The 26,753-nt window shown below is 64.8% G+C and carries 20 protein-coding genes and 3 pseudogenes; 10 read left to right on the forward strand and 13 right to left on the reverse strand.

The features are described from left to right. The first annotated feature begins 21 nt into the window (after window positions 1-21). From OKW37_RS11275 to OKW37_RS11290, 4 genes are read left to right on the forward strand one after another with little or no spacing between them, the layout of a single operon-like run. Window positions 22-1,563, forward strand: a complete 1,542-nt coding sequence (locus tag OKW37_RS11275) for a TolC family protein (RefSeq protein WP_184066959.1) — start codon at window positions 22-24, stop codon at window positions 1,561-1,563. Then, complete coding sequence (locus OKW37_RS11280) at window positions 1,560-2,696, forward strand: HlyD family secretion protein (protein WP_429406476.1); 1,137 nt, start codon at window positions 1,560-1,562, stop codon at window positions 2,694-2,696. Before OKW37_RS11275 ends, OKW37_RS11280 begins: the two co-directional genes overlap by 4 nt. Before the next feature lie 7 nt (window positions 2,697-2,703). Next, window positions 2,704-3,717 carry a DUF2955 domain-containing protein gene (locus OKW37_RS11285; protein WP_429406474.1) on the forward strand — a complete coding sequence of 338 codons (1,014 nt, stop codon included), beginning with the start codon at window positions 2,704-2,706 and terminating at the stop codon, window positions 3,715-3,717. Window positions 3,718-3,769: 52 nt separating this feature from the next. Continuing rightward, complete coding sequence (locus OKW37_RS11290; protein ID WP_187618848.1) at window positions 3,770-4,150, forward strand: potassium channel family protein; 381 nt, start codon at window positions 3,770-3,772, stop codon at window positions 4,148-4,150. Window positions 4,151-4,273: 123 nt separating this feature from the next. On the opposite strand, the gene OKW37_RS11295 is transcribed toward OKW37_RS11290, so the two are convergent. The 8 genes from OKW37_RS11295 to imuA all read right to left on the reverse strand — a co-directional run bounded on the left by OKW37_RS11295 (window position 4,274) and on the right by imuA (window position 18,385). Then, the gene (locus OKW37_RS11295) at window positions 4,274-4,741 is read right to left on the reverse strand and encodes a DUF4440 domain-containing protein (protein WP_090805706.1); all 468 of its coding nucleotides are present in this window, start codon (window positions 4,739-4,741) and stop codon (window positions 4,274-4,276) included. A 117-nt stretch (window positions 4,742-4,858) separates the two neighbouring features. Beyond that, entirely contained in the window at window positions 4,859-6,955 is a 2,097-nt protein-coding gene (gene glgX / locus OKW37_RS11300) for a glycogen debranching protein GlgX (RefSeq protein WP_429406471.1), read from the reverse strand. Next, on the reverse strand, window positions 6,945-9,440 hold the full coding sequence (locus tag OKW37_RS11305) for a glycogen/starch/alpha-glucan phosphorylase (RefSeq protein ID WP_429406469.1): 2,496 nt from the start codon (window positions 9,438-9,440) through the stop codon (window positions 6,945-6,947). Before OKW37_RS11305 ends, glgX begins: the two co-directional genes overlap by 11 nt. Before the next feature lie 33 nt (window positions 9,441-9,473). After that, window positions 9,474-11,870, reverse strand: coding sequence for a phosphoketolase family protein (locus tag OKW37_RS11310; protein ID WP_184066887.1), 2,397 nt, complete (start codon window positions 11,868-11,870; stop codon window positions 9,474-9,476). Window positions 11,871-12,102: 232 nt separating this feature from the next. Beyond that, window positions 12,103-13,062, reverse strand: coding sequence for an SOS response-associated peptidase family protein (locus tag OKW37_RS11315; RefSeq protein WP_429406467.1), 960 nt, complete (start codon window positions 13,060-13,062; stop codon window positions 12,103-12,105). A gap of 47 nt (window positions 13,063-13,109) precedes the next feature. Next, complete coding sequence (locus tag OKW37_RS11320) at window positions 13,110-16,259, reverse strand: error-prone DNA polymerase (protein ID WP_429406465.1); 3,150 nt, start codon at window positions 16,257-16,259, stop codon at window positions 13,110-13,112. A 19-nt stretch (window positions 16,260-16,278) separates the two neighbouring features. After that, window positions 16,279-17,748, reverse strand: a complete 1,470-nt coding sequence (locus OKW37_RS11325; protein ID WP_429406463.1) for a Y-family DNA polymerase — start codon at window positions 17,746-17,748, stop codon at window positions 16,279-16,281. Continuing rightward, complete coding sequence (gene imuA / locus OKW37_RS11330; RefSeq protein ID WP_184066899.1) at window positions 17,678-18,385, reverse strand: translesion DNA synthesis-associated protein ImuA; 708 nt, start codon at window positions 18,383-18,385, stop codon at window positions 17,678-17,680. The genes OKW37_RS11325 and imuA overlap by 71 nt, the downstream gene beginning before the upstream one ends. A gap of 82 nt (window positions 18,386-18,467) precedes the next feature. On the opposite strand from imuA, the gene OKW37_RS11335 reads away from it, so the two are divergent. Next, window positions 18,468-18,752, forward strand: coding sequence for a hypothetical protein (locus tag OKW37_RS11335; protein WP_184066902.1), 285 nt, complete (start codon window positions 18,468-18,470; stop codon window positions 18,750-18,752). Window positions 18,753-18,782: 30 nt separating this feature from the next. After that, the gene (locus OKW37_RS11340; RefSeq protein ID WP_429336273.1) at window positions 18,783-19,190 is read left to right on the forward strand and encodes a GFA family protein; all 408 of its coding nucleotides are present in this window, start codon (window positions 18,783-18,785) and stop codon (window positions 19,188-19,190) included. A 9-nt stretch (window positions 19,191-19,199) separates the two neighbouring features. Here the strand turns inward: OKW37_RS11340 and OKW37_RS11345 are convergent, their stop codons facing one another. The 4 genes from OKW37_RS11345 to OKW37_RS11360 all read right to left on the reverse strand — a co-directional run bounded on the left by OKW37_RS11345 (window position 19,200) and on the right by OKW37_RS11360 (window position 23,316). Next, window positions 19,200-19,610 (reverse strand): GFA family protein, encoded by a 411-nt coding sequence (locus OKW37_RS11345; protein WP_429406460.1) that lies wholly within the window; start codon window positions 19,608-19,610, stop codon window positions 19,200-19,202. 192 nt (window positions 19,611-19,802) lie between these two features. Beyond that, entirely contained in the window at window positions 19,803-20,117 is a 315-nt protein-coding gene (locus OKW37_RS11350; RefSeq protein ID WP_429406459.1) for a high-potential iron-sulfur protein, read from the reverse strand. Window positions 20,118-20,203: 86 nt separating this feature from the next. Further along, window positions 20,204-21,475, reverse strand: coding sequence for a c-type cytochrome (locus tag OKW37_RS11355; protein WP_429406457.1), 1,272 nt, complete (start codon window positions 21,473-21,475; stop codon window positions 20,204-20,206). A gap of 116 nt (window positions 21,476-21,591) precedes the next feature. Then, on the reverse strand, window positions 21,592-23,316 hold the full coding sequence (locus OKW37_RS11360) for a methanol/ethanol family PQQ-dependent dehydrogenase (RefSeq protein ID WP_429406455.1): 1,725 nt from the start codon (window positions 23,314-23,316) through the stop codon (window positions 21,592-21,594). Window positions 23,317-23,684: 368 nt separating this feature from the next. Here OKW37_RS11360 and OKW37_RS11365 point away from each other — a divergent pair, with 368 nt between their 5' ends. The 4 genes and pseudogenes from OKW37_RS11365 to pqqD all read left to right on the forward strand — a co-directional run bounded on the left by OKW37_RS11365 (window position 23,685) and on the right by pqqD (window position 26,490). Continuing rightward, window positions 23,685-25,670, forward strand: coding sequence for a sigma-54-dependent Fis family transcriptional regulator (locus tag OKW37_RS11365; RefSeq protein ID WP_429406453.1), 1,986 nt, complete (start codon window positions 23,685-23,687; stop codon window positions 25,668-25,670). Between the two features lie 302 nt (window positions 25,671-25,972). Next, complete coding sequence (gene pqqA / locus OKW37_RS11370; RefSeq protein ID WP_090805708.1) at window positions 25,973-26,047, forward strand: pyrroloquinoline quinone precursor peptide PqqA; 75 nt, start codon at window positions 25,973-25,975, stop codon at window positions 26,045-26,047. A gap of 65 nt (window positions 26,048-26,112) precedes the next feature. Then, window positions 26,113-26,211 (forward strand): annotated as a pseudogene (locus tag OKW37_RS11375) (pyrroloquinoline-quinone synthase PqqC); the annotation flags it as partial. Beyond that, window positions 26,208-26,490: pseudogene (gene pqqD, locus OKW37_RS11380) on the forward strand (pyrroloquinoline quinone biosynthesis peptide chaperone PqqD). The pseudogenes OKW37_RS11375 and pqqD, both read left to right, overlap by 4 nt. Window positions 26,491-26,589: 99 nt before the next feature. Here the strand turns inward: pqqD and OKW37_RS11385 are convergent. Beyond that, a pseudogene (locus tag OKW37_RS11385) lies at window positions 26,590-26,739 on the reverse strand (glutathione S-transferase family protein); the annotation flags it as partial. Window positions 26,740-26,753 lie beyond the last annotated feature (14 nt).

Genomic DNA, 26,753 nt, shown 5'->3' on the forward strand with positions numbered 1-26,753 from the left:
GATGGCTCCGTGTCACCGTTGATGCGTCCGTACGGGATCGCAGTGCTTTTCGGGGCGGCGGTTGGCCTGAGCGGATGCATGCGGGTGGGCCCGGACTTCAAGCCGCAGCATGAAGCGTGGAGCGAGCACTGGAGTAGCGAATCGATCACGCGGGTCACGCAACAGGGTGCACAGCCCGATGTGCGCCAGTGGTGGCTGATCTTCGACGATAGGAATCTCGAACGTCTGATCGCCGAAGCCGACGCGAACAACGGCGACCTGAAGATCGCCGGACTGCGCGTGCTCGAGGCGCGCGCACAGCTCGGCATCGCGCTCGCGGGACGCTATCCGCAGGTGCAGCAGGCGAGTGCCGATGTACTGGCTTCGGCGCGCAAGCGCTCGGATGGTTCCAATCCGCGCTCGGGCGCCTTCGTGCAGTACGGCGCGGGCTTCAGCATCGGCTGGGAACTCGATTTCTGGGGACGCTTCAGCCGCGCGATCGAATCGGCCGACGCCGGGTTCTTCGCCGCGCAAGCCAACCGCGACGATGCGCTGGTTCTGTTGCACGCGCAGGTCGCGGATACGTATTTCACGCTGCGGGTCGCGCAGGCGCGGCTACGTATCGCTCGCGAGAACGCCCAGTTGCAAAAACGCAGCTACGACATCGCTCAAAAGCTCTTCAAGGCTGGCGAATCCGACGAACTCGACTTCCAGCAGGCGAAGACGCAGTACCTTGGGACGCTGAGCAGCATCCCCGATCTCGAAAGCCAGATCGTGCTTGCGCGTCATGCGCTGTCGGTGCTGATCGGGCGAGCGCCGGGTCCGCTGCCGGAACTCGACGTGCAGTCGGGCAAGGAAGGCGTGGTGCCGCTGGTGGATCATGCGGTGCTGCAGGACGTGCCGGCCGATCTGCTGTTGCGCCGCCCTGACGTTCGCGCGGCCGAGTATCAGATGGCTTCGCAGTCGGCGCTCATCGGCGTGGCAAAAGCGGATCTGTACCCGTCGGTATCGTTGCTCGGCACGCTGACGTGGACCGCCAGTTCGCTCGCGGGCGCACCGAGCACACTGCTCTTTGCCGCGGGCCCGAGCGTGACGTGGAACGTGTTCGATTACGGCAGGATCACGAACAACGTGCGCGTCCAGGACGCACGGCTGCAAGAGTTGACGCTCGCTTATCAGAACACGGTGCGCGAGGCGGCGCGCGAGGCCGACGATGCCGCGACGGCGCTGCTCGCCGCCTTGCAGCGCGACACCATTCTGAATGACGCGCAGGGCGCGGCGCGGCGCTCGCTGACGCTCGCCAATACGATCTATCGGGAAGGGTATTCGGACTTCCAGCGGGTCCTCGATGCGCAGCGCGCGCTGTTCGCGCAGCAGGACGCGTACGTGGTCAATCGCAGCAATGCGCTCGGTAGTGTGATCGCGCTTTACAAGGCGCTCGGAGGCGGCTGGGAAACCGAACAGCCGCTCGTCGACGCGGCGACGCGCGCGCAGATGCGGCAACGCACCGATTGGGGCGACCTGCTCGACCAGACGGCGCCGTCTTCCGGTACGCCGGGGCAAGCCGAAGGGGCGTCACGATGAGCGATACCCAGGATACCCGTGAGCCTCGAACCGCCGCCCCGCCGAAGTCGTCGACGCCTGCCGCCGACCCTTCGGGCAGGGCGGTCAAATGGGTCGTCTGTCTGATCGTGCTGAGCCTGATCTGGTATCTGCTCGCCGACCGCTTCACGCCGTATACGCAGCAGGCGCGGATTCAGGCCTATGTCGTGCCCGTCGCCGCCGAGGTGTCGGGACGCGTGACGCGGGTGTTCGTCCATAACAACCAGGATGTCAACGCGGGGGACGTGCTGTTCGAAGTCGATAGCGAGCCCTACCGCATTGCCGCTGACCGCGCGCGCGCCGATCTGGAGTCCACGCGCCGGCAGCTCGGTGCCAGCACGGCCGGCATCGAGTCGGCAGTCGCGGCGTTGCGGGCCGCCATCGCGAACGAGGTCAAGGCGCGCCAGGACAGCGACCGTCTCGAGCGGCTCTATCGTGAAGACGAGGGCACCGTCTCCCTGCGACGCCTCGAGGTCGCGCGGGCGACGCATGAACAGGCGCTAAGCCAGGTCGACGGGGCCCGTGCCGAAGTCGAGCGGGCGCGGGAGCAGCAGGGCGGAAGCGAGGCGGAGAATGCACAGTTGCGCAGCGCCGCTGGCGCGCTGGAGAAGGCCGAACTCGATCTCGCCAACGCGCGGATCAGAGCCCGCTCGAGCGGCGTCGTGACCGATCTGCGCACGGAAGTCGGTCAGTTCGCCGCGGCGGGCAATCCGGTCATGACGCTGATCGCGATCCGCGACGTGTGGGTCAGCGCCGACATGACGGAGAACAATCTGGGCCATCTCAAACCCGGCACGCGCGTCGAGATCGCCTTGGACGTGCTGCCCGGCGAAGTGTTCGGCGGGCGGGTTCGCAGTATCGGCTATGGCGTGAGTGTGGGGCAGAGCACGCCGGCGGGCAGCCTGCCCACTGTGCAGAATAGCCGCGACTGGCTGCGTCCCGCGCAGCGTTTCCCGGTAATCGTCGAATTCGACGATAACGAGCGCGCGCGTCTGCGCGATCTGCGGGTGGGCGGGCAGGCCGAAGTGATGGCCTTTCCGACCCAGGGCAATCCGCTCAATCCGCTGGGACACGCGTTCATCCGGCTGATGAGCTGGCTTTCCTACGTCTATTGAGAAGCCCATGCAACCCGTGACCCAGCGCCTCGGTTATCGCGCGATACGTGTGGCTATCGGAACGGCAATCGCTCTTGCCGTCAGCTTTGGACTCGATTTCCCGATACCCGTCGTCGCGCCGGTATTCACGGTTTTTCTGCTGGCCACGCAGAGTCGCCCGCTATCGTTGAAGGCCGGCGTGATTCTTTCGCTGGTGGTGGCGTCGACCACCGGCAGCGGCCTGCTCCTCGTTCCGTTGCTTCGTCACTATGCGTTGGCCGGCATCATGATCGTCGGCCTCATGCTGTTCTTCGCGTTTCGTTACGGGCTGCGTGGCGGCAACAATCTCGTCGCGACTTTTCTGGTCGCGGGACTGACGATGATTTCCGCCGCGGGCACGGCCGACTTCGAACTGGCCCTGACGGTCGTCGGCGCGCTGGCGAAGGGACTTCTGCTTGCCGTGCTGGCGTCGACGCTGGCGCACAGATTGTTTCCTGAAAGCATGGGCGCGCGAGAACAGCCCGCCGCGGCAGCGATGGCGGAAGACGAGGCGGCCTATATCGCGCTGCGTGCCGCGCTCGTCGTCATGCCGGCCTATCTGCTCGCGATGACCGACCCGGCGAACTACATGCCGATCATCATGAAGTCCGTCAGCCTCGGCAGACAAACCTGCACGACCTCGGCCCGCGGCGCCGCACGCGATCTGATCGGCTCGACGCTGCTCGGCGGTCTGCTCGCCATCGCGTTCTGGTTTGCGCTGAGGCTGTTCGTGCATCTGTGGATGTTCTTTCTGTGGATGCTGTTGTTCGGCCTGCTGGTGGGACGCAAGCTGTACGGCCTGCAACCCACGCGTTGTTCGCCGGGCTTCTGGCTGAACAGTCTCGTGACGATGATCATTCTGCTCGGGCAATCGGTGCAGGACAGCGTGGCGGGCAAGGATGTCTACACCGCGTTTGCCGTGCGAATGGGGCTCTTTCTGGCCGTAACGGCCTATGCGTATTTGATGCTTCTGCTTTTCGAGCAGCACCGCCGTGCGGAGTGAGGCGGTGCGGCATGCTGCAAAGCCGATCGGGTGATCGCAACAGGAGCGTGCAATGGGAAATGCGACAGGCGATGGCGCGGTCCGTCCTCGGGCTGGTGAGATTCTGAAGGAAATGGCGATAACCCTGTGGTATCTGAGAGCGATTCTGATCGGTCTGCTTCTACTGTTCGTCTTGCTGACGATTGGCATGGACTACTGGGGCGCGCCCGTCGAGACAGCGAACCGGACACCGTCGCCGTTGGGTGAAACCGTGTACTTCTGCGCGATCACGGCGCTCACCATCGGGTACGGCGATGTCGTGCCCACTTCGGCGTTCGGCCGGATCGACGCCGCATGCCTCGGGCTGATCGGTGTGGTATTCACCGGCTTGATCGTGGCCGCGGCTGTACGAGGTGTGCAGGAGGCCGCGCATCGGGCGGAAAGGACGGGATAGCGAGGCGCGGAACAGAATGAGGCGGACTGGACGGTATTGAAGGCGGCAGTCGAGGCGGGACGTATTCAGGTCATTCATGAATGAGGTTCAAGTCCCAGCCTGACTTTTTCTAAACCACATCGGCTAATTGCCTTCCGGCATTTTCGACGAATGATGGCTGGTAATCAGCCACTTGTGCCCATTCCACGCGTAGGTGAACGTATAGCGCGCCTTGACGACCGAGCCGTCCGCGAACTTGAAGGTGTAGAGCCCCGAGTCGATCGCGGTGTTGCATTCGATCATGATGTCGCGGAAGTCGATCGTGCCGACCGGTTTGTTTTCGAGGAAGTGTTTGAAATAGTCGAGCTTTTCGTCGGCGGTCAAACGCGGCTTGTTCGAGACGGTCGGCAGCAGGATCGAGTTCGGCGCGTAGTTCGCCACGACCTTCTGCGGGTCGCCGGTTTTCAGCGAGTCGTTCCAGCGATCGAACAGTGCGGAAATCTGCTTTTCGGAGGTGGGATGGCAGGCTTCGGACCTCGCGAATGCGCTGCCATGGGCCACGACCGCAACCATCGCAAAGACGACGGACGGCCCGTCTACGCTGATTCTCATGATGCCCCTCCGCGATCGTGGCCGATGGATTGTTCCGCCAGTAAATCGAAACTGCGCACGGCATATCCGCCACAGCATCGACGTTAGAGGACAAGAACCCGGGTTATTTGCGTCGGTTCAGCTCGCTTCTTCCAGAACCACGACACTGCGCGCCTCCACGCGAAATTGATCGCTTTCGACAGCGCCCTGTTGCGCCGCTTGCACGATGTCATGCGGACTGTCGCGCGCGGTATCGACGATACGCCGCCAGTGCCGCCCGTCGGACGCGGGCAACTGGACCGTGCGGGCGCAATCGTCCATGTTGAACACCGCGTGCAGTGCCGGCTCGCCAGGCGCTTCGCCGCCCAGCGTGACGGCGAGAAGCCGCGCGCCTGGATCGTGCCAGCCCGGCTCGTTCAGGCGCTCGCCGTGCCATGCCGCATCCGGCCGAGTCTGCCCCGGCGAGGGCCGGCCGGTCAGGAAATACCGCCGCCGCAAACTTGCGTGGCGCTTGCGCAGCGCGATCAGCTCGCGCACGAAGCGCGACATGGCCGAGCCGGCTTCAGTGGGTGTCCAGTCGAACCAGCTGAGGGTGTTGTCTTGACAATAGGCGTTGTTGTTGCCGCGCTGGCTGCGCAGCACCTCGTCGCCGGCGAGCGTCATCGGCACACCCAGACTCAGGAACAGGATGGCCATCACGTTGCGTGCCTGGCGGTGTCGCAGACCGAGAATCCCGGCGTCGCCGGTCTCGCCCTCGACGCCACAGTTCCACGACAGGTTGTCGGAGCTGCCGTCGCGATTCTCGTCGCCGTTGGCTTCGTTGTGCTTCGATTCGTAGCTGACGAGATCGATCAGCGTGAAGCCGTCGTGGCACGTCACGAAGTTGACGCTGTTGTTGGGCAGCCTGCCGTCGTCCGCATAGAGATCCGAGCTGCCCGCGATGCAGGTGGCGACCGCCCCGATGAGCCCCGGGTCGCCGCGCACGAAACGGCGAATCACGTCCCGATAGCGGCCGTTCCACTCGGCCCACGCCATGCCGGGAAAGGCGCCGACCTGATACATGCCGGCGGCGTCCCACGCCTCCGCGATCAACGGCACGCGCGACAGCACACGCGAAGACTCGATCGCCCAGGGCAGCGGTGGATCGACCATCAGCTCGCCGCGCTGGTCGCGCGCGAAGATACTCGCCAGATCGAACCGGAAGCCATCGACGCCGAGTTCTTCCACCCAGTATTCGAGGCAGCGCACGATGAACGTCGTCACCAGTGGATGGTTGCAATTGATCGTGTTGCCGCAGCCGGTGTAGTCCCGGTAGCGGCGCCGGTCGGCCGCGTCGAGGTGGTAGAAGATATCGTTGACGAGGCCCTTGAAGTTGATGACGGGGCCCGTCTCGCCCGCTTCGGCCGTATGGTTGAACACGACGTCGAGCAGCACGGCGATGCCCGCGGCGTGCATGGCGTCGGTCAGCGCGCGAAACTCCTGGGGCGCGCGCGCGGGATCGCGGCAGTAGCGAGGATGCGGGCTGTAATAGCTATGCGTGCTGTAACCCCAGTAGTTGCTCAGGCCGAGGGCCGCCGTGGCGGGCGGAACGTCCTGTTCGTCGAAGGCCATCACCGGCAGCAGCTCGACGTGGGTCACGCCAAGCTGCGTCAGGTACGGAATCTTTTCGATCAGGCCGGCGAAGGTACCGGGATGCTGCACGCCGCTCGACGGATCACGTGTAAAGCCGCCGACATGCAGTTCGTAGATGATCGCGTCGTCGAGTCCGCGCGAGATACGCCCAGGGGACGAGGGCAGGGGTTCCGTCACGATCGCGCGGTGGGTTTTGTGCCCGTCGGGATTCGGCTGGTCGAGCGCAGGCCGCGTCCACAGCACGTCGCTGACCGCGCGGGCATACGGGTCGAGGAGTTCGCGGTCGGGGTCGAACGCGTGGCCGCTAGAGCGCGTATCGCGCGGACCGTCCGCCCGCCACGTGTAGTAGGTGCCGAACGGCAGCGCTTCGACCATCACGTGCCAGTAGTAGAAGGTGCGGTTGCAAGCGGCGGCGAGCGTGACGATCTGGAACGGCTCGGGGCTGTCAGCCGCGTCGTACAGCAACAGCTCGACGCGCGTCGCGTGACGGCAGAAGATGCAGAAATTGATGCCGCCGGGCACCGCCGACGCGCCCACGGGAAACCGCGACCCGGAGCGAACCGCATGAGCACGCACCGATCCCGTTTCAGGGTCATTGATCAAGGGTGATCCTCATCGGGCGGATCTTCCAGATCTTGTCGCAGTATTCGCCGATGGCGCGGTCGGAAGAGAACTTGCCCGAGCGCGCGGTGTTCAGGATCGACATCCGGGTCCAGCGCCGCGTGTCCTGCCAGGCGGCGCTCACGTCGTCCTGACGCGCCACGTAGGCGGCGTAGTCGGCGAGCACGAGAAACGGGTCCGCGTGCGTCAGATTGTCGATCAGCGGGCGGAACATCTCGCGGTCTCCTCGCGAGAAATGACCGTCGGCGATCAGTTGCAGCACTTCGCTCAGTTCCGCGTCATCCTTCACATAGTCCGCGGGGCGATAACCCGCGCGCTTCACACGTTCCACTTCGTCGGCGCTCAGGCCGAACAGGAAGAAATTTTCGTCGCCGACCTCTTCGCGGATTTCGACGTTGGCGCCGTCGAGCGTGCCGATCGTCAACGCGCCGTTCATCATGAACTTCATGTTGCCGGTGCCCGATGCTTCCTTGCCGGCCGTCGAAATCTGCTCGGACAGGTCGGCGGCAGGGTAGATGAAGTGCGCGTTCTTCACATTGAAGTCCGGATAGAACACGACTTTCAGCCGCCCGTTCACCATCGGGTCGTTATTCACGACTTCGGCGATGCCGTTGATCAAACGGATGATCAGCTTGGCCGTCGCGTAGCCGGGCGCCGCCTTGCCGCCGAATACGAAACAGCGCGGTGTCAGCGCGAGCTGCGGATCACGCAGCAGGCGCCGGTACAGCGTGACGATCAGCAACGCGTTCAGATGTTGCCGCTTGTATTCGTGGATGCGCTTGACCTGCACGTCGAACAGCGCGGCGGTGTCGACGCCGATGCCCGTGACGCTCCGGATATGCTCGGCGAGCACGGCCTTGTTCGACTGCTTCACGCTACGCCACTGCTGCTGAAACGCGGCGTCGTCGGCATAGGCTTCGAGCTTGCGCAGTCGCGCGAGATCAGTGACCCAGCCGGCGCCGATGGTCTCGTCGAGCAGCCGCGCGAGCGCCGGATTGCAAAGCAGCATGAAACGGCGCGGCGTGACGCCGTTCGTGACGTTGTGAAAGCGCTCGGGCCACAATTCGGCGAAGTCCCGCAGCACGGTCTGCTTGAGCAGCCCGGAATGCAGTTCGGCGACGCCGTTGATCGCGTGGCTGCCGACCGTCGCCAGATGCGCCATGCGCACGAGCTTGTCACCGCGCTCGTCGATCAGCGACATGCGTGCGATGCGCGCGTCGTCGCCCGGATAGCGCTGCCGGACCTCGTCGAGGAAGCGGCGGTTGATCTCGTAGATGATTTCGAGCAGGCGCGGCAGCAGGTTGCGCATCAGCGGCAGCCCCCAGGTTTCGAGCGCTTCGGGCAGCAGGGTGTGATTGGTGTACGCGAGCGCGCGCCGCGTGATGTCCCAGGCCTCGTCCCACGGCACCTGCCTGTCGTCCACCAGCAGACGCATCAGCTCGGCGACGGCGATCGACGGATGCGTGTCGTTCAACTGCACGTTGAACAACTGCGCGAAGTGTCCGACCGGTTCGCCCTTGATTTGGAGCAGGCGCAGCATGTCCTGCAGCGAGCACGACACGAAGAAGTATTGCTGCGCGAGACGCAGGCGCTTGCCGATCGCGGGCTCGTCGTTCGGATACAGCACCTTCGACAGCGTCTCGGAGATGACCTTTTCGTTGACGGCCTCGTAATAGTCGCCGGCGTTGAAGTCCTGCAGGTCGAACGACTCGACCGCCTCGCTCTTCCACAGCCGCAAGGTGTTGCACGTGTTGACGTGATAGCCGGGCATCGGCGTGTCGCAAGCCACGCCCTTGACCTGCCGTGTGGGTGTCCAGCGCACGCACAGGTTCCCGCGTGCATCGGTTTCGTTGTGGGTGCTGCCGCCAAACCCCACGTAGTACGCAACCTCCGGGCGCACGATCTCCCATGGATTGCCCTTTTGCAGCCATTTGTCGGTGGTTTCGACCTGCCAGCCGTCGCGAATCTGCTGGTCGAAGATGCCGAACTCGTAGCGGATGCCATAGCCGATGGCCGGTATTTCCAAACTTGCGAGCGAATCCAGATAGCAGGCCGCGAGGCGGCCAAGTCCGCCATTGCCGAGCCCCGGCTCTTCCTCGAGTTCGAGCAGCATATCGAGGTCGACGCCGAGCGCGCGCAGCGCTTCGCGTGTGTTGGCCTCGATGCCGAGATTGACGAGGTTGTTGCCGAGTTGCGGGCCGATCAGGAACTCGGCGGACAGGTAGCAGGCGACCCGCACATCGCTTCCGGCGTAGGTCTGTACGGAGGTTGCCCAGCGGGCCAGCAGCCGGTCGCGCACACTATACGCGAGCGCCATGTACCAGTCATGCGGGGAAGCGATCGCCGGATAGCGGCCCCGCAGGCACAGCAGATTGTCGAGCACGCCGCGTTGGAGCGCGGCGGCGCTCAGGCCGGTGCGCGCTGCATCCGCGCTTTGCTGCGAGGTCGTGGTGGGAGCGTCGGCCATGATGCTTTCCTCGGTGCATGCTGCGCGTGACGTTCAGAAGGGCCAGACCCAGTCGACGATCTCGGCGCGGTCCGTGCCATGCGTATGCGCATAGTTCAGGTTGCTGACGATCGCGTTCCTCATGTCTTCCCTGAGATGCGCGGATCTGCCCTGCAAGCGCGGCACGCGGTCGAGCACGTCGATCACCAGATTGAAGCGGTCCACCTGATTGAGAATCGCCAGTTCGAGCGGCGTGTTGATGTTGCCTTTCTCCTTGTAGCCCCGCACGTGCAGATTCTCGTGATTGCGAAAGCGATAGGCGAGCTTGTGGATCAGCCACGGGTAACCGTGGAAATTGAAGATCACCGGCTTATTGGTCGTAAACAGGCTGTCGAATTCGCGTTCGGTCGAGCCGTGCGGGTGCTCGCTCGCCGGCTGCATCCTGAACAGGTCGACCACGTTGACGAAACGCAGCTTCAGTTCGGGCAGACGTTCGCGCAGGATCGCCGTCGCCGCCAGCGCTTCCTGGGTGGCGACGTCGCCGCACGAGGCCATCACCACGTCCGGTTCGGCGTCCTCGTCGTTGCTCGCGCGCCGCCACACGCCGATGCCTTTGGCGCAGTGCACGACGGCTTCGTCGATGGTGGTGAATTGCAGGTGTTTCTGCTTGTCGGCGACGATCACGTTGATGCAGTCGGTGGTGCGCAGACAGTGGTCGGCGACCACCAGCAGCGTGTTCGCGTCGGGCGGAAGATAGACGCGCGTGACCGAGGGGCTCTTGTTGGTGACGAGATCGATGAAGCCGGGGTCCTGATGCGAAAAGCCGTTGTGATCCTGCCGCCACACGGTCGACGACAGCAGAATGTTTTCCGCCGACACCCACGCGCGCCATGGCACGTGATTGCGGCTGATGTCGAGCCACTTCGCGTGCTGGTTGAACATCGAATCCACCACGTGCGCAAACGCTTCGTAGGTATGGAAGAAGCCGTGGCGGCCCGTCAGCAGATAGCCTTCGAGCCATCCCATCAGCGTGTGTTCGGACAGCATCTCCATCACGCGGCCGTCGCGCGCCAGTTCGCCGCCGTCCTCGTCCTCGGGGAGCATCTCGGCCATCCACACCTTCTTGCTGACCTCGTAGATCGACTGCAGACGGTTCGAGGCCGTTTCGTCCGGGCCGAACACGCGGAAGGTGTTCATGTTCGCGCGCATCGTGTCGCGCAGAAATTCGCCGAGTGGCCGCGTGTTCTCCTGCAGCACCTTGCCCGCGTGCAGCACATCCACCGCGTACGCGCGGATGTCGGGCAGCTTCAGTTCGCGGCGCAGCACGCCGCCGTTCGCGTGCGGATTGGCGCTCATGCGCCGCGGGCCTTGGGGCGACAGCGCCTTGAGTTCGGGGATCAGCCGGCCCTCGGCATCGAAAAGTTCGGCGGGCCGGTAGCTGCGCATCCATTCTTCGAGCACTTCGAGATTCGCGGAGTTGTTGCGCACATCGGAAAAAGGCACCTGATGCGAGCGCCACGAGCCTTCGACCTTGTGCCCGTTGATCTGCTTCGGTCCGCTCCAGCCCTTGGGCGTGCGCAGCACGATCATCGGCCAGAGCGGCCGCTCGAGATTGCCGTTCGCGCGTGCCTGCTGATGAATTGCGCGAATTTCGCCGAGCACGGTATCGAGCGTGTGCGCCATCTTCCGATGCATTTCCGCGTGATCCGATCCTTCGACGAAATGCGGGGTGTAGCCGTAGCCGACGAAGAGCGCTTCCAGTTCTCTGCTGCTGATGCGCGACAGGATGGTCGGATTGGCGATCTTGTAGCCGTTCAGATTGAGGATCGGCAGCACGGTGCCGTCGCGGGCCGGGTTGATGAATTTATTCGAATGCCACGCGGTGGCGAGCGGGCCGGTCTCCGCTTCTCCATCGCCGACCACGCAGGCCACGATGAGGTCCGGGTTGTCGAGCACGGCGCCATACGCATGCGACAGGCTGTAGCCAAGCTCGCCGCCTTCATGGATGGACCCGGGCGTCTCCGGCGTCACATGCGAACCGATATGGCCGGGAAACGAGAACTGCTTGAAGAACTTCTGCATGCCCTCGGCATCCGCGCTCTTGTCCGGATAGATCTCCGAGTAGGTGCCTTCCAGATAGGTGGGGCCGAGCACGCCCGGTGCGCCGTGTCCGGGACCGGCCATGAAGACGACGTCGAGATCGTCGCGTTTGATCACGCGGTTCAGATGCGCCCAGACGAACGATAACGCCGGGCTCGCGCCCCAGTGTCCGAGCAGGCGATACTTGACGTGTTCGACTTTCAGCGGCTCCCGCAGCAGCGGGTTGTCCAGCAGATAGATCATGCCGACCGAAAGATAATTGCATGCGCGCCACCACGCATCGATCAGCTGAAGTTCGTCGCTGCCGAGCGCGGTCTGCTGCGAAGCGTCCGCCGCGGGATGTTTGCCCATACCGACGTCTCCTGTGCTTGCAGCCGCAACCCGAGGGTGTGGATCGCGTCGGGTGCGCTGCGCAGGCGCTTCGATGATTGATGGGGTCCGAGTCGCGCCTGTTGGCGGACCTCTACAACCGGGTATTCTTCGCCAGCCGATGAACATCCATAACGCAGAATATGTTACTGCGCGAAGATTGCAAGGATGATCCGACACCGTCTCGCGCGGCCCGCGAAACCGCGTCTTGTATTCAGGCCGCGATCCGATGTTCGTAGAACGGCCGGTCCCGATCATCGAGAATTGCGTACAACGCTGCCAGATCGCGCGGATCGGGATTCAACCACGCGTCGATATGCTCAGGCTTGATCGGAATGATGCAGCGATCATGGCCGGCAGCGGCCACCTCGGGTGGCGGATCATCGGTGATGGCCGCGAAGGACAATAGATCGGGCTCGCCTTTGCCGCTCCAGCGGGACCATAAGCATGCGATCAGCATGTCGTGAGGCGGATTGGGCCGGAACTCGAGCCGGACATTTTCATCTTTCTCGCCGGGCGCCGGTTCGCGGCCTTCCATTCGCGCGCGCGAGACGTTCTCATAGAAAGAACTGGCCAGCACGAGTCCATGCGAATAGCCGAATAGCGCTTTCCAGAAACTTTCGAGACTGTCCCGACGAGCGTTGTACGTGCCGGGATAGCGGGTGTCGTACGATGCGGGCTTGCCGGCCAGGCGGCACTGATAGCGCATCGGTTTGACGACGCGCTGGCCATTCTCCATCAGCATCACCGGCGCGTAGTAGCCTGGAAAGATGCGCGAGTCGCTTGCTTTGGGAGCGGTTTGGCCGAGGTCGTCGAGTCGCTCGAGCGTGCGGTCGATCTTGTCTTTCGCGATCCGTTTGCTCTCGGTCGCCGCCTTGGTGGCTTTGGTCTGCAAAGAGCGCTCGGCATCGGCGAAGCGGGTGCGCTGTTTGAACAGTTCCTGTTCGAGCTTCACGGTCTGCTGCGATCTGAAGCGCTCGATCAGCGCCCAGACTTCCCGTTGCGCGTCGGACTGCGGTTCCGAGAAGGCGTCTTCCATCGCTTTGGGAATCCTGGCCTGACCGTCCTCTGCGCGTTCGAAGAAAAGACGCGCGAATTCCTCGATGCTCATGTGCGCGCCGAACATGCGGACGTAGCGCCGGTAGTCCGCCAGAATCTGAGCCGAATAGCACATGGATGCCTCCGTTTGCCGTTCCGATGATACGCATTTGCGCGCTCGCGTCAGCAGAAGTCTCTGCTCGTCGTCTGCAACTCGCCCAGCAGATGAGACATGTCGACCAGCCGCTGCGCGACGAGGTGCCGTACTTCTCCCTGACACTGCCACGTGCCGTATACGGCGAGCAGCGCGGCGCCCAACGCTTCTTTGCGCTGCTTTTCGAGCAGACTCGGCCAGATGATCACATTGACGTTGCCCGTCTCGTCTTCGAGCGTGACGAACACGACGCCCTTGGCCGTGCCGGGACGCTGACGCACCGTCACTAGTCCGCAGCCGCGCGCGAGGCGGCCGTCGCGATAGGTCCGCAGCGTCGAGGCCGGCATCAGCCGGTTCGCGAGCAACTGCGGCCGGAGCAGTTCCAGCGGATGGCGGTTGAGCGTCAGGCCGAGCGAACGGTAGTCGGCGACGATGTCGTTCGCTTCGCTCGGTGCGCCCAGTTCGGGCGTTTCGTCCTGAGTCGCCGCGGCCGCGAGCATATCCTTGTCCGGCACCGCGACGACCGACTGCCACAGCGCTTCGCGGCGGTTTCCCGCGAGCGCTGCCAACGCATTCGCATCCGCGAGCGCATGCAGGTCTTTGCGGTCGAGCTGCGCGCGGCGCGCGAGATCGTTGACGCTCGCGAACGGGCGAACCGCGCGCGCGTTCTCGATCCGTTCGGCGGCGCCGTCCTTCATGCCGCGCAGCAGCGAAAGACCGAGACGCACGGCGGGGCGCGTCGCCCCCGCGCGGTGTTCGAGCGAGGAGTCCCAACCGCTGATCGTCACATCGACCGGCAACACCGTGACGCCGTGCCGCTGCGCATCCTGAACCAGTTGCGACGGCGAATAGAAGCCCATCGGCTGGCTGTTCAGCATCGCGGCGAGAAAGGCTTCGGGTTCGTGATGCTTGAGCCAGCTGCTCGCATAGACCAGCAGCGCGAAACTGGCCGCGTGACTTTCGGGGAAGCCATATTCGCCGAAGCCCTTGATCTGCTCGAAGATCGCCTCGGCGAAGGCCTGGTCGTAGCCGCGCTCCTGCATGCCGAGCACGATGCGGTCATAGTATTTTTCGAGTCCGCCCTTGCGTTTCCACGCGGCCATCGCGCGTCGCAGCTGGTCGGCTTCGCCGGCGGTGAAGCCGGCCGCGAGAATCGCCACCTGCATCACCTGCTCCTGGAAGATCGGCACGCCGAGTGTGCGGCCCAGCGCGGTCTTCAACGCGTCGCTCGGATAGGTCACGGGCTCGAAGCCCTGACGGCGCTGCAGATAGGGATGCACGGCGCCGCCCTGAATCGGACCGGGCCGCACGATCGCAACTTCGATGACGAGGTCGTAGAACTTCTCTGGCCGCATGCGCGGCAGCATGCTCATCTGCGCGCGCGATTCGATCTGGAACACGCCGACCGTATCGGCGGCCGAAATCATCGCGTAGGTCGCCTCATCCTCGGCGGGGATGTCCTGCATTTCGAAGCGTTCTCCGCGCTGTTCCGAAACGAGGTCGAGCGTGCGCCGGATCGCCGACAGCATGCCGAGCGCGAGCACGTCGACCTTCAGCAAGCCCAATGATTCGAGGTCGTCCTTGTCCCACTCGATCACCGAGCGGTCGGCCATCGCCGCGTTTTCCACCGGCACGAGCCGGGTGAGCTTGCCGCGGCTGATCACGAAGCCGCCCGAATGCTGCGACAGGTGGCGCGGAAAATTCAGCAGTTGCGAGGCGAGCTTCGCCCAGGCCTGAATCAGGGGCTGGTTCGGATCGAGGCCGGATTCCGCGAAACGCGCGAGCAGATCCCGACTGGTATCGAACCAGTGATGCGACTTCGCGACCGCGTCGACGATCTGCGGATCGACGCCGAGCGCCTTGCCCGTTTCCCGCAGCGCACCACGCGGACGATAGGTCGACACCGCCGCCGCGATCGCCGCCCGGTCGCGGCCGTACTTGCGATAGATGTACTGGATCACTTCTTCGCGCCGCTGATGCTCGAAGTCGACGTCGATATCGGGCGGCTCGCCGCGCTCCTTGCTGATGAAGCGCTCGAACAGCATGTTGCCGCGCGCGGGGTCCACCTCGGTCACGCCGAGGCAGTAGCAGACCGCCGAGTTCGCGGCCGACCCGCGCCCCTGACACAGAATGTGCTGGCTGCGCGCGAAGCGGACGATGTCGTAGACGGTCAGGAAATACGGCTCGTACTGCAGATCCGCGATCAGTTCGAGTTCGTGCTCGATCTGCTGCTGCACGTGATGCGCAATCCCCGCGGGAAAACGCCGCTGCGCGCCGACATAGGTTTCCTGACGAAGATACGAGGCCGGCGTATGGCCGGCCGGCACCAGCTCGTCGGGATACTCGTAGCGCAGCTCGTCGAGCGAAAACGTGCAGCGGCTCATGATGTCGACCGTCGCGGCCAGCGCGTCTTGCGGGTACAGGTTGGCGAGCCGCAACCTCGAGCGCAGATGCTGCTCGGCGTTCGGCGCCAGATCATAGCCGCACTGATGGACCGGTTTGCCGACCCGGATCGCGGTCATCGTGTCTTGCAGCGGCTTGCGCGAGCGCACGTGCATCACGACTTCGCCGAGCGCGACGACGGGCAGGTCGCGGCTGCGCGCGACGAACTCGACCGCGCCGCGATGCAGGTCGTCCATCGCGCGTTGATGGAGCACGAGGCCGACCCATGCGCGGCCGGTGAACGTTTCGTCGAGCCATTCGACCTGCGCATCGAGCGCGTCTTCGCTGGCCGGGAAATCCGGCACGAGAATCGCGAGGCAGTCGGGCATGCCGAGCAGGTGGCGATACTCCTTCTCCGGCCGCGACAGATCCTGCGGCGTGAGCCGGTATTCGCCCTTGGGCGCGCGCATGCGCGCCAGCGTGATCAGCTCGGACAGATTGCCGTAGCCGTTGCGGTTGCGGGCGAGCAGGATCAGGCCGAACGCCGGCGAACCATCGGCGTTGACGAGCCGGAAATACGAACCGACGATGAACGGCAGCTTCGCTTCTTTCGCCGCGACATGCGCGCGCACGACTCCCGCGAGCGAGCATTCGTCGGTGATCGCGAGCGCGGAGTAGCCGAGTTGCGCGGCACGCTCGGCCAGTTCCTCAGCGTGCGACGCGCCCCGCAGAAACGTGAAGTTGGAAAAGCAGAACAGCTCGGCATACGCCGGCAGCATCGTGAAGGTGGTGTCCATGGCCGCTCATCCGCGCCTATCAGCCGAACAGGCCATGCAGGAACCAGCGTTGCTCTTCTTCCGCGTCGCGGCTGCTCACGCGCTCGCGGTAGATCCAGTAGCAGCTCTGGTCGTCCGCCTGCGCGACGAAGTAGTCGCGCGTGACGAGCTCGCCGTCGAACCAGCCGCTCTCGATGCGCTCGCCCGGCGACACCATGCGCAACGGCGAGCCATAAAACGGGCGGTGCTGGCGCATCAGCAGACGCACGGGCGTGTCGAGCATCCACGTCGGGCGGGGCAGATTCTGCGGCAGCGGGCCGGGCTTGACCGGCTGCGACACCGGCAGCCAGCGGTTCGCGATCTCCGGACGATGATCGGCGCTCGGCGCGGGTTTCAGCACGTTCTCTTCGCCGAGCCGCGCGACCAGCAGTTCGAGCAGCCGCGCGTGATCCTCCTGCGAGCCGCCCGGTTCGGGAAACAGCGTGTCGGACGCGGGCGCGGCCGACTCGACGTTCGACGCGTCGAGCCGCAACGCGATCACGGGCGCGGCGAGTTCGATACGATGCAGCCGCTCCTTGAGCAGCCGCATCAGATGTTCTTCGCGCCAGGTCGGCTCGCCGAGTGCGACGTCGATCGTGGTCGGCTCGATCGCAGCGCGTCCGCGCTCGTGTTCGAGCGACAGGCGAATGCCGGTGAGCGCGAGCTGTTTTGCGCACAGCCATCCGCACAGTTGCACGATCAGGCGCTGCGCGCCGAACACCGCGCCATCCGCGTGTTCGAGCCGGTCCGGCATCTCGATGCGCGCCGAGAACGTGGGCGGCAGTTCGAGCCAGTCGAACAGTTCGGGCGCAGTCCCGAACGCGCGGTCGAGCGAGTCGAGCAGATGTTCGCCGCAGCGGCGCTGCAGGCCGGCGCGGGGCAGGCGGCGCAGATCGGCGATGCGCTCGCAACCGAGGCCCGTGAACCAGTCGGCGAACGGGCGGACTTCGGGCACGGCGAGCATCGGCAGGGCGGACAGGCGCTGGTCGAGCGACGCGAGCTTCAGCACGCGCCGGTTGCCAAACTTCGCGAGCAGCCACGCGCCCTGGCCGGTCGGCGCGGCACTGATGCGCGCGGTGAAGCCGAGCGCGTCGAGGATGGTTTTCGTATCGCGGCACAGCGCGAGCAGGCCGCCGAAGAGCCGCAAACTCGCGCCGATCTCGACGACGACCGTCGCCTCATCGAGCAGCGCGACTTCGGGCGAGAAGCGCATCAGCGCGATACCCACCTCGCGATGGGCCGCCGTTTCGCGGCCGCTATCGCGCTCATACATCTCGGTCTGCGGCGACAGCGTCAGCACGCCGCCGCGCCTCATGCCCGGACGCACGCCTGCCGAGCGCGCGGCGGGGTCGGCCATGACCACCTTGTCTTTCTCCAGCACCGCGCAGCCATGCGCGGGCTCAGGCGACCACTTCGGTCTGAAGACCTCGAGCGGCAACTTTGGCAGATGAACGGCGAGAAAGACGCGCATGTCGGGAAAGCAGAACGGGAGTGGGTTGAAGGGGAATCGACAGGGGCTCTGCGCGAGCGGGCCCTCGTCGTTTCACGATGTCGATGGTGAGACCTTCGGCCGATGGCCTGAGCGCGAGCCGCAGCAGCGCGGGGGATGCCTCCTGCGCGGTGGCGAGCGGCCGCACCATGATGAAAAGCGTCTCCGACGACTGCGCGGCCAGATGCAAACGGCGCAGCGACGACGCCTGCGCGTACTGCGCCCAGAAGATCAGCGCGCCGCAACTGCCGGCGCGCAGGATCTGCTCGGCGGACCACAGCGCGTCGGCGGTTTTCGGCGCATTGATCCGCAGCACCTGCTGCAGCGACAGGCCGATGTAGTTGAGCCCGAGGCCGTCCGGCGTATGCGGCGGTTGCACGAAGACGAGCGGACGCTCGCCGACGGCGCTGAGCGCCGGCTGCAACAGCCGCAGTTCGCCGACGCCGGCCTGCTGCACGAGCAGATCGACCAGCGCGCCGAGCGGCCAGCCACCGCCGGGCAACTCCGCCGACAGGGCCGGATAGCCGGTATCGACGCTGCGGCCGCGGCCAGCGCCAAGCTGGGACGCCCGCCACAAGGACGGGTGAATGGCTTCCGGTGCTGGCAGGGGGGCTGTCATTTGCGAAAATACCTGTATGGATATACAGTATCCTACATGGTTTTATGAGATAGCGAACAGGCACTTTTTGGGGGGCGGGTTCATGGACATGCGAGTGCGCAAGCCAGCCGGGCATCCGATGCCGGAGATCGCGGCGTTCGTGGCCGAACTGAAAGCGGTGTTCGGCGAGCAGGACGTCGATGAAGCGATTCGCCGCGGCAAGGCGGGCGAGCCGACCTTTCATGCGCGGGAAAACGGACGCTCGGCGGGGACGGCGGCGCCGGTTGCGGCCAACGTCTGGCGCGTGGATCGCGCGGTGCGCGACCGCCATTACTGCGAGGGTTGCGACGGCTCGTGCATTGGCAGCGCGAAGTCGTGCCGTCCATAATGGCAGCGGCCCTCAACCCCGGAGAACCCCATGTTGCGCACGTACCTCGGAAGTTGCCATTGCCAATTCGTGAAGTTCGAGGCTCGCATCGATTTCGACGAGGGCACGTCGAAGTGCAATTGCAGCTACTGCAGCAGGCTGCGATTCTGGCACGTGCAGGTTCGCCGGGAAGATTTTCGTCTTCTTTCGGATGAAGCCGCGCTGAGCGAATATCAGGGGCACAATGCGGTCGCGCATCACCCGTTCTGCAAACGCTGCGGGGTCCACGTATTCGATCGCATCGATATGCCAAACGGCACGGGGTATCCGTATATCAACGTGAACATCATGTGCCTCGATGAACTCGATCTCGATGCCGCGCTGAATGCGCCAGTCACCTATCGCGATGGGCTGCACGACGACTGGGGCAATCCGCCCGCGCAAACACGGCATCTTTGATTGCACCGGTCAGGGCGCTCTTTGCGGATGGTGGGGAATGTCAGGCTGGTGGGCATCCAGTTGACGGCGTTCGGACGTGAACTGGGCGAACTCGGGCTTGAACCGCGCAGGATCATCGAGCGTGCCGGCATAGAGGGTCACGATGTCCGGCGCATGATGCGGCGTAGCGAATAGCAGGCTGCCGCAATGAGCGCAGAAGTTGCGCGTCGTGGGCATTCCGCTGCCGCCGATCTTCGTATAAGGCCTGACGTCGCCTTTGAACGAAAAGCCGGCGGCTCTCACTACGACAACCGGCAACCCCGCGGAACCTGACGCGCGCTGACAATCGCGGCAATGGCAGATCAGTTGCGCGAGTGAATCACCGCGAGCTTCGTATTGCACCGCGCCGCACAGGCAGCGCCCCAGCCAGGGTGTCGACATCGATCTTCTCCGGTTCAAATGATCTCGCGGTTTGTTCGGGAGCCTAAGAATAGGTGCGGCGGACCGTAGCTTAGCAGAGCTCGAACGTCGTTCAGCTATCGCATCGAATCAGCGAGCGAAGGGTCCAGGGGCGACGTGTCTTCGCCTGCCGTCATGGGTGCGCCGCTTGGCGGCGCACCCACGGACCAGCCCTCAAACGCGTGGCGCATAGACGTTGCACCAGCCGTCGGCGGCAACCGATTTGCCGGGGAACATCGGGCACGGTCCTGAAGCCTCGCCCGCTGCGCCAGTGTAGAAACGACAGTTCGCGCAGTCCTGGCCCGCGTGGTACTTGGGGAACTTCGCTGCGTCGACGCTGCTCGCTTTCGCACGATAGCCGAGCGAGCTGGCCGTGGCGTCGTTTTCATCGACGGCGGGCGGCGCGGCTAACGCGAGCTCGGCGCTGGCGAGCGCGGCACACAGGCCCGCGGCCTGGAGAATGAAGTGTCTGCGGTTGTGAGAGACCATGATGATGCCCTGAGAAAAGAAATGGGTCCTCCATGCCGCATTCGCTTGAAGCGGCGTGGCGTCGTAATGCGGTGCGAAGCAACGTGTTAGTGGCGCGGTCCGGCGTTCAGCGGTGTGGTCGAGGATTGCGCGGCTTGCGCGGTCAGCTTCGCGTTACCGGCGTCGTAGCCATTCGTATAGAGCAGGAAGGCCATCAGATCGGCGTACTCCTCGTCGCTCATCTTGCCGGGATGATCCGCGGGCATGTTGGTCGACATGTACTGGTAAATGCCGCCGATCGTCAGATGCGAGTTCGCCGTTGGCGCGAAGGCCGGTCCGATCAACGACGGCGCGGTGTTGCCTTCGAGCTTCTCGCCGTGGCATTTCGCACACGAATCGGCATACAGATGTTCACCGTGGGTGACCTGATCGTGATCGAACGACGGTGTCTCGGTCGTCGCCGCAACCTTGATGAAGCCGCTGGCGGCGGGCATGCCGCCCACGCGCCATAGGTCCGCACGCGGCGACGCCTGGGTCGGGCCGTCGAGATAGCGCGCGAGACTCGCGTGAGTGCTGGCCGCGGTCGCCGAACCGCTCGCGAGGGTGGTTGGCAGCGCCCAGTTGCGCGTGAGCGCTGCGAGCCGGCCATCGCTGCGCAGACGCGTGAGCGCGTCATCGATGCGCTTTTGCAGCGGCTGCGTGTCGGGCCCCGACGCGAACACCAGATTCCAGTCGGCATAGGGCGACTCGGCGACGGCAACGTCGAAGTGCTGCTGCGGGTGCGCATGCCGATACGCCACCACGGCCGGGTACCAGACGATCGCGCGCTGGGCGCGCCCTTTCGCGAGGGCGTCGACGGTCAGCTCGGAGGTGGTTTCCAGATCGAAGCGCGCGTTCTTCTGCTGGACCGCGATCAGTTGCGACGGGCTCGACCAGGTGGCGGCAATGGTGATTTTGCCGTCCGGCGCCGTGACCGGGGTGTTGGCCGCATGGGCGCCGCGCAGCGTGACGCTGACGTAACCGGAGTGCAGATAGCTGTCGGAAAAGAGCAGGTGCGAGTCGGAGCCGTCGGCCACGCTCGAACGCGGAAAGCCCGCGATCACGTCGCAGTTGCGCTGCAGCGATGTCGAGAGCTCGCGAGCGGAGATGCCGTCGTCGCCGCCGTCGTCGTCGATGCCGCGCGGCGCGAATGTCGCGGTAATGCCCGCCGCGCTCAACACCGCGCGTGCAACGGACTTGTCCAGCTCGGCCGAAGGGCTGCCGGGCATCGTGCACACACGGACGCTGGAAGACGTCCGCGCGGCCGCCTGGACGGCAACATGTGCGGCGCCGGCGACGAGCGCGCTGGCGAGAGCAAGGTGAGTGAATCGAATGTTCATGATGGTGCGTTCCTGTGATGGCGGGAACACCGCGCCCGCATGGGCTGCGCGCGGGCGCGGAAAGATGCGGCTGCGAAGGCCGGATGGGCAGAACGATGCGGGTGCGGTGGCTGCGCCTAGCTGCGATCGAGCGCGAACACGTACAGCGTGCCGCCGCGCGGAACGTCCTTCGCGACGTCGGCCATCGGGCCGCCCCAGATCGGATTCGCACCGCCGTAGCCCGCGAGCACGGCCACGTATTCCTTGCCGTCGACTTCGAACACGGAAGGTTGCGCGACGATGCCGCTCGCGAGTTGCGGGCTCTCCCACAGCACCTTGCCCGTCGTCACGTCGAACGCGTACAGATGGCCGTCGAGCGAGCCGCTGAAGGCGAGGCCGCTGGCCGTGGTGGCGACGCCACCGTTCCAGGGCATCCTGGTCCAGTGACCCCACAGCTTCTTGCCCGTATTGACATCGATGGCCTGAAGCTCGCCATAACCCTGGCTGCCCGGTTCAGGCTGGATCTCGAAGCCTTCGCCGAGGTAGGGCAGACCCTCCATGTAGCTGACCGACTTGCCGGACAGGCTCATGCACGCATGCAGCGAGGGCACCACCGCGATGTGCCGCTCGGGATCGTAGGAAGTCGACCACCAGTTCTTGCCGCCGAGAAAGCTCGGACAGGTGTTGATCGTCGTGCCGGCCTTGGGAAACCGGCTGGCGTCCTGAACTGGTTTGCCGTCGGCGGTATAGCCCGTCACCGACAGCGCCTTGACGAACGGCTCCGCGTAGATCAGCTTGCCGGTCGTGCGGTCGATCGCGTGGAAGAAGCCGTTGCGGTCGGCATGGATGATGGCGTCATACTGCTTGCCCTTGTAGCTGATGTTGGCAAGAACCGGCGTGTTGACGCCGTCGTAGTCCCACGTGTCGTTACTCGTGTACTGATAGTGCCACTTCAGGTCGCCGTTCTTCGGATCGAGCGCGAGCAGGGAATCGGAGTACAGATTGTCGCCGGGACGCAGCGCGGCGAGCCACGGTCCCGGATTGCCGACGCCCCAGTACAGCGTCCGCGTGGCGGCGTCGTAGGTGCCGGTCAGCCACGCCGCGCCGCCGCCATGTTCCTGCATGCCGTCGGGCCACGTATCGCCGCCCTTGTCGCCGGCATTCGGGATCGTATAGCGCTTCCAGATGATCGAGCCGTCGTCGGGATCGAGTGCGGCGATATAGCCGCGAATCCCATACTCGCCGCCTGATGTACCGACCACGATCGCGCCGTCGAGCGCGAGCGGCGCGAGCGAGAACGCGTAGCCGAGACCCGGTTCGAACATCTGCTTCTTCCATACGACATTGCCGCTCTGCGCGTCGATCGCGGCTACCTCGCCGCTCAGCATGGCCACGTAGACGTTCTTGCCATACAGCGCGACGCCGCGATTCACTACGTCGCAGCATGCGGTCCTGAACGATTCCGCACCGAGCTTCGGCTCGTATTTCCAGAGCTTCGTGCCGGTCTTGACATCGAATGCATAGACGTTGTCTTTCGGCGTGCTGACGAAAAGGTAGCCGCCGTTGACGATCGGGGTTGCTTCGAAGCCTTGCTTGAGTTCCGCGGGGAACTGATAGCTCCAGGCCTCCTTGAGCCCGGCGACATTCGATGCATCGATCTGCTTCAGTGGCGAATGTGACTGGCCGCTATAGCTGCGGTAGTAGGTGAGCCAGCCTGGGTCGCTCTGTGCTTGAGCGAGGCGCTCGTAGGTCACGGCGGGGTAGTCCGGGGCGGCGTGCACCGGAGCCACGTTCAGTGCCGCGATCGCGATGCTCGCTCCAAGGACAGCCAGCCGGCCTGCGGCGGGCGAACGGTTCTTCATGGTCGTCTCCTGAGTGTTTGTCGATGCAGTGCCGGCAGAGGCGTCGCCCCTTTGTTCCGTGTCGATCCGGTTGCGGTGCCGTTACTGCAAGTCACATGCCATTTTTGTGGGCGAGTCCGAAAGGGCGGCACGCCTGAAACGTGCGGCGGCACATATCGCGCGCAGGGCGCTCCATGTGTTGCATCCCGGTACAACGCTGGGCGATGGAGTGTTGAGAAACAGGACAGTTGCAGCGCTGGCGCGCATGCTCGGGTCGAGGGCGACGCCAGGATCGCGGGCGAAGCTGTCGCTGAAATGGATGGCCCGGAGCTTGCTTAAGAGGACGGAGAAAAGTCTGGCGAGGTACCAGGCTTTCCAGGAGGGAGACAATGCGCGATGACGTTCACCGGGCCGTGGCTCAGACTGCCATACGGTCTAATGACTTTCCCGTGCCGGCAATTCAGAAAGCGCACGAACGCTCCGAAACGTTTGGTCTGTGCGCGTCGGCGCGGCCGGAATACGAGGTTCTTTCGAACGCGGGTCTCGTGCTCAAACGCGAGCAGAACCGGGTGTTGTGCGCGCATGCGATGCCGGTGCTGGAGTCGCTGCACGAGCAGATCGCCGACACGCAAAGCATGATCGTGCTGACCAATGCCGAAGGGCTGATCCTGCATTCGATCGGCGACGACGACTTCCTCGCGCGCGCGGAGAAAGTCGCGCTGCGGCCCGGCGCGAACTGGGCCGAGGACCGCCAGGGCACCAATGCGATCGGTACGGCGCTGGCCGAGCGCTGCGCGATGGTCGTGCACGGCGACCAGCACTACCTGGCGGCAAACCGCTTCCTGACCTGCTCGAGCGTGCCGATTCTCGATCCGTATGGCGACGCGATCGGGGTGCTCGACGTGACGGGCGACTACCGCAGCTACCATCAGCACACGATGGCGCTCGCCAAAATGTCGGTGCAGATGATCGAGAATCATCTCTTTACGACCACCTTTCACGAAACGCTGCAGGTGTCCTTCCATAGTCGTCCGGAGTTTCTGGGCACGTTGATGGAAGGCCTCGTGGCGTTCACGAGCGACGGACGCTTTCTGTCGGCCAATCGCAGTGCCCAGTTCCAGCTCGGCATGTCGCTCGCCGGGCTGCGCGCGCATACGCTGTCGTCGCTGTTCCAGACCACGAGCGCGCAACTGATCGATCGCGCGCGCGTGAGCCTCGACGCGCACCTGATGCTCAATCTGAGCAGCGGCGCGGTCGTCTGCGCGCGCGTGCAGTTCAGGCGGGCGTCGCTCGCCGAGGGCAGCCGTCCGGTCGCCGTGCACGACGGCGCCCGCGCGCTCGCGCGCGAGGAGCCGCCGCAGGCGGCCGCCGGACTCTCGCGTCTGAGCTATCTCGACACGGGTGACCCGCAGGTCGCCGCGGTCATTGCGAAGGTCAGGAGGGTGATCGGCAAGGACATTCCGATCCTGATCAATGGGGAGACCGGCACGGGCAAGGAACTGCTCGCGCAGGCGATCCACAACGATTCGCCGCGCTGCGCCGGGCCGTTCGTGGCGGTCAACTGTGCTTCGATTCCCGAGACGCTGATCGAATCCGAGCTGTTCGGCTACGAGGAGGGCGCATTCACCGGGGCGCGGCGCAAAGGCGCGATCGGCAAGCTGCTGCAGGCAAACGGCGGCACGCTGTTTCTCGACGAGATCGGCGATATGCCGTATTCGCTGCAAGTGCGGCTGCTGCGCGTGCTGCAGGAACGCGTCGTCAACCCGCTCGGCTCGACGAGGAGCATCGCGGTGGACGTCGCGATCATCTGCGCGACGCACCGGGACTTGCGCGAGATGATCGCGCAAAACCGCTTCCGCGAGGATCTCTACTATCGGCTCAATGGCCTCGTGGTGCGTCTGCCGCGGCTGCGCGACCGTACCGACCTCGCGGTCGTGATCCAGAAGATGTTGCTGCGCGAATCGATCGCCAGCGCGAGCGGACGGCCGCTTCACGTCGCACCCGATGTCATGGCGATGTTCGAGCGCTGTCCATGGCCGGGCAACTTCAGGCAGCTTGGCAACCTGCTGCGCACCGCGGCGGCCATGGTCGACGCGGACGGCGAGATCCGGCGCGAGCATTTGCCCGATGACTTCTTCGATGATCTGCGCTGCGGCGTTTCGTCGAGCGGCGCGGCGGATACGCCGGGCTCGGGCAATGCGTTCGCTTCGGAGTGCGCGCGCCTGCAGGACGTGACCGTGTCGGTGATTGCCGCCGCCCTCGCGCGGCATGGCGGCAACGTTTCGGCGGCCGCGCGCGAGCTCGGCGTGTCGCGCAACACGATCTATCGCAAGATGCCCGCGGTCGAGCCGGATCGTGAGGTGGACGACTTCTGAACCCACCGCGCCGCTTTCATCAGCACTTCTGTTTCGCCCACGTGCTGTCACACCGTTGTTGCGTCCCGCAGCAGTGGTGCTCCAAAAATCAACACTGCCCATCTCCCGAGCGCGTCGTATGGCGACGCGTTCGTCCCGCTTACGTCGGCGAATTGACGATGTCGGCGCCCATACCCAGGCGAAGGCTTGTGCGCGAGCCAAACGAGCCTCGCGTGGCGACATCGGCATGTCCTTTGCTCTGAAGGGAACGGCCGCGCATCGAGTGCGGTTCTTCCGTCCCATCGCAAACAAGGAGACATGCCATGCAATGGATCACCCCGTCGTACGCCGAGGTGCGTTTCGGCTTTGAAGTCACGATGTATATCGCCAATCGCTGAGCGGGCTGCGGCATGCCGCCCGCAGTGCCGTAGTGGCGCCGCGGGCGGCGCTCGCCACGCCGGGCACGCCCGAGGCGCAGCAGCGCGCGCTCGATATCCTGCGGTTCAAACTCGATATTCTCTGGTCGATCCTCGATGCGGTCGAAAAGGCCTGGCCCCTATGAACACGCGTGACGCGGATAGCGGCGTGCCGCTGCGCCCCCCGCCTGCGGAGCGTCTTCCGCCTGCAGTGGGAAGCGGCGCAGGACGCCTACGTGCTGCTCTATCCCGAAGGGATGGTAAAGCTCAACGCTAGCGCCGGCGCGATCCTCGCACGTTGCGACGGAGAACACGAGCTCGACGACATCATCGGCGAACTCGAACGGCTTTTCGGCACGTCCGAACTTGCGCCCGACGTCTATCGCTTTCTCGATCACGCGCGGCTGCGCGGCTGGCTAGCCTGAGATGGCCCACGACCATCCCGGTCTTTCCGTGCGCGTGCGGCGGCTCCTCGTGCCACGCCAGCGTCTCGAATAGCGGCTCGACTGCTTCCTCGTACGCGCTTCGGGCACAGTACCGGGCCCCTCAGCGAAGGTCCATCCGTGCTCGAGCATCAGCCAGTGGATCACCGACATACTGACCATCTCGTTCAAGCCCTCGAGCGCCCGCACGATCAACGCACGATGTGCCCAGGGGCAAGCCAGGCTGACGTATGGCAATTTCCACA

The organism is Paraburkholderia sp. MM5482-R2, from assembly GCF_050436125.1.
Taxonomy (GTDB): Bacteria; Pseudomonadota; Gammaproteobacteria; order Burkholderiales; family Burkholderiaceae; genus Paraburkholderia; species Paraburkholderia tuberum.